The sequence below is a fragment of the Salinibacterium sp. genome (assembly GCF_031364185.1).
Classification (GTDB): Bacteria; Actinomycetota; Actinomycetes; order Actinomycetales; family Microbacteriaceae; genus Rhodoglobus.
On sequence record NZ_JANLVV010000072.1, the window covers coordinates 1 to 3,399 of the forward strand.

At 64.4% G+C, this 3,399-nt stretch carries 4 protein-coding genes; 3 read left to right on the forward strand and 1 reads right to left on the reverse strand.

All coding sequences use genetic code 11. The annotated features are described in order from the left end of the window. On the reverse strand, positions 1-681 hold a 681-nt coding region (locus RMN95_RS03720), incomplete at its 3' end, for an MFS transporter (protein WP_309615615.1). A gap of 77 nt (positions 682-758) precedes the next feature. On the opposite strand from RMN95_RS03720, the gene RMN95_RS03725 reads away from it, so the two are divergent. Genes RMN95_RS03725 through RMN95_RS03735 form a run of 3 tightly spaced genes read left to right on the forward strand, consistent with a single transcriptional unit; the run spans position 759 to position 3,356 of the window. Then, positions 759-1,496: an ABC transporter ATP-binding protein gene (locus tag RMN95_RS03725; RefSeq protein ID WP_309615616.1), complete on the forward strand. Its 738-nt coding sequence runs from the start codon at positions 759-761 to the stop codon at positions 1,494-1,496. After that, positions 1,493-2,392, forward strand: coding sequence for an ABC transporter permease (locus RMN95_RS03730; protein ID WP_309615617.1), 900 nt, complete (start codon positions 1,493-1,495; stop codon positions 2,390-2,392). Before RMN95_RS03725 ends, RMN95_RS03730 begins: the two co-directional genes overlap by 4 nt. Continuing rightward, positions 2,385-3,356, forward strand: a complete 972-nt coding sequence (locus RMN95_RS03735; protein ID WP_309615618.1) for an ABC transporter permease subunit — start codon at positions 2,385-2,387, stop codon at positions 3,354-3,356. The genes RMN95_RS03730 and RMN95_RS03735 overlap by 8 nt, the downstream gene beginning before the upstream one ends. Positions 3,357-3,399 lie beyond the last annotated feature (43 nt).

Below are 3,399 nucleotides of genomic sequence, written 5' to 3' on the forward strand. Positions count from 1 at the left end.
CGCGGAATACATCCAGAACGCCCGGCTGAGTCTCAGCCGCCCGCGGGGCGCGGGCGGTTCGTTCTCGCGTCGCTGGATCTCGTAGTCCATGGGATGGGGTGCTTTCCAGCGGAGCCAGACCAGCAGCGCAAGTGCGAGCACCCCCGGCAGTGCGAGGATCGCAAGCGTCGGGCCGTATTGGGTGCCGGTCAGCGCGAGCATCCCGGCGACCACGAGCGGCCCGATCACCGCCCCGAACTGGTCGATGGCCTCGTGGACGGCAAAACCGCGGCCGCGACCGGTTGCCGCTGTCGCATACGACAGCAGGGCATCCTTCGCCGGGGCCCGAATCGCCTTGCCGACTCTCTCGAGGATCACCAGGGTGCAGGCAACCCACAGCGCGCCCGCGTAGCCGAGGGTCGGCACGCTGATCACGGTGAGCGCGTAGCCGGCGATGGTCCAGGCCCAGAATCGGCGGGTTCGATCGGCGAGGGGCCCTGACACCAGCCTTAGCAAGAGGGCGGCGGCTTCGCCGATTCCGGTCACCACGCCCACCAGCAATCCGGTCGCGCCCAGCGTTGCCAGCAGCGGGCCGGTCACCGATCGCGCACCCTCGTACACGAAGTCGGCCAGCAGGCTGACGGTACCGAACGTGATGACGAATCGCCAGGCGCTGATAGCGGGCGGTCGCGAGTTCGTCACATCGACATCGTATGCGAGCCGGCGTCGGGGTTGCCGCTCTCATCGTGCTCTCACGGTGCACTGAATACGGTCGGCATATGACGAACCCAGCAATCGCGACCGACCGCCTGTCGAAGTCGTACGGCGCCAACGTGGCGCTCGATGCGGTGACGCTGGAGGTGGTTTCGGGCGAGATCTTCGGCTTGCTGGGTCACAACGGCGCGGGCAAGACCACGACCGTCAACGTGCTCACCACCCTGCTCGAACCGACGCACGGCATCGCCGAGGTCGGTGGCCACAGCGTGACCTCGGATGCGAGGGGTGTGAGGCAGGTGATCGGTTACCTGCCCGAGAACGTTCAGTTTTACGACAATCTTTCGCTGATGGAGAACCTGAGATTCTTCGGCAGGCTCTCGGGCCTCCGCCGGCCCGACCAGCGCATCCGTGATGTGCTGCGCATCCTGGACTTTGAGGGTCATGAGCGCCAGCGGCTCAGCACGTTCAGTAAGGGGATGCGGCAGCGGGTGGGGATCGCCCAGGCGATCCTGCACTCACCGACGGTGCTCTTCCTCGACGAACCAACCTCCGGCCTGGATCCGGAGGGCGTCCGTACCCTGCGCGAAACGATCCTGCGCCTCAACTCGGAGTTCGGGATGACGATCTTCATGAATACCCATGTGCTCACCGAGGTCACGAAAACCTGCACCAGCATCGGCATCCTGAGAGGCGGCGCTCTCGTGCATCACGACACGCTCGAACGCACGCTGGCCGCCTTCCCCGGTGAAAACTCGCTCGAGGAGATCTACTTTGCGCTCGAATCGGAGCCGGTCTCGTGAATACGTTCCTGGTGAGCGCGCGTCACGAGATGCTGAACACCCGGCGTGCGCGCACGGCCCACCTTCTTCTCTTCGTCTTTATCGGGATGGTTGTCGCCTCATCGGTTATCGGTTGGGTGACCAACCAGACGGTCACGAATGTGTACGAGAAGGTGCTCGCGGATGGGCTGACGACGGCTCCCAACCCGTTCACGGGGGTGACACCGTTGTACTACGCGCGAAATGCCGTGATCTATGTTCTGTTGATCGGATCGCTGATGGCGATTGTCCTCGGCGTCCAGGCCACGCTTCGTGACCGGAAGGCGGCGACCGCCGACCTCGTCCTGAGCCGGCCGACGAGCTCGGTCACTCGCCTGCTGGGGCAGTTCGCCGGACTCGGCATTGTGCTCGCCGCCGTCATCGGCATCAGCTTTGTCACCAGTTGGATGATCATCAGCCTGATCAACGGGGCGCCATTGGGCTGGGGCGATACCGGTCGGGTCGCCGGTTTCGGAGTGCTGTCGTGGATGCTGCTGGCCACGTTCGCGCTGCTGGGAATGCTGACCGGGCTCCGCAGCAAGCAGGAGACGACCGCCCTGCTCGTGCCGTTCGTGATCTGGAGTGCCGTCGCCTTTGTGCTCCCGCAGATCGGCACCGCGGCCCGTCCCGTCTCGCTGCTCAACCCGGTTCCGGCGGTGAGTTCGACGGGAGGCTACTTCGACGTGGTGTCCGCGATCACCGGCCCGCTGTCGGTCACGGAACAGTTCAAACGAGCATCCAGCATCATCCTCCAGGACACGACCGTGACGGGGGATGCCGCCCCCAGCGTCGTCGTCCTCATAGCGTTCCTTGTGGTGATGGTCGCTCTCGTGATCACCACGCCGCGCGCCCGGATGAGGAGCGCGCTCCATGAGTGACATCGGGGTGATCGCGCGAAAGGAGCTCCTCGACCTCCGTCGAGATCGGCTGTTCGCGATCCTGATCGCCTTTCTTGCGGTCGCGACGGTGATCTCGGTCGCGGTGGCCGCGGCGAGTTTCAGAACCCAACTGGATGCGTACAATCTGTATGTCGAGCAGCTTGCCGCCAGCGGCAGCACCGTCGTACCGGCGGCTCCCCAACTATTCCCGCTGCAACTGCTGAGGGGCAGCGTCGAGTACCTGGAGATACTGGGGGCACTGTTCGCGATCGTCCTCGGTTACGGCACGGTGGCGAAAGAAAAGTACCGGGGAACGCTTCAGCTTCTGCTCAGTCGCCCGGCCGGTCGCTGCGCGATCCCCGGTGGCAAGATCATCGGTCTCGCTGTCGTCTGGGGGGTCGTGGTTGCGTTTCTCACCCTGGCGACCACTGTCGCTATCCTCGTAATCGGCGCTGCGCCGCTGCAGACGATCGATTTCGTCCGGATCCTCATCGCCGCCGTCGTGGCCTGGCTCTACTTGGTGTTCTGGAGCGCTCTGGCCGTCGGAGTCACCGCGCTCTCGCCCAGGCTCAGCACCGGGCTCATCGTCGCCATCGTGATCTGGCTGGCCTTCGTGCTGATCATCCCCCAGATCGGCGACACGATGGATCCGGATAACCAGGTTCCCGGTGGGCTGTTCGCCACCCTCCAGATCCAGAAGCCCGACGAACTCAAGGTGCTCGCGAACTTTGCCGCTTTCGACGGCATCCGCAATGGTCTCGAAGTCTCCTCCATCACCAAACACTTCGAGAGGCTCTCGTTCGCGTTCCTCGGCATCAAAGACAAGTACAACCAGCAGCCACTCGGCATCGTCTGGGCGGATATGTGGGGTTACGCCGCCACCCTCGCGGCGGCGACCGTCGCCAGCCTCACCTTCGCCGTCGGGGTCACCACCCGGCGCACTTTACAAAGGAAGATTTCATGAAACTGCGACTACTCATCCCTGCCATCCTGGCGGCATCCCTCTC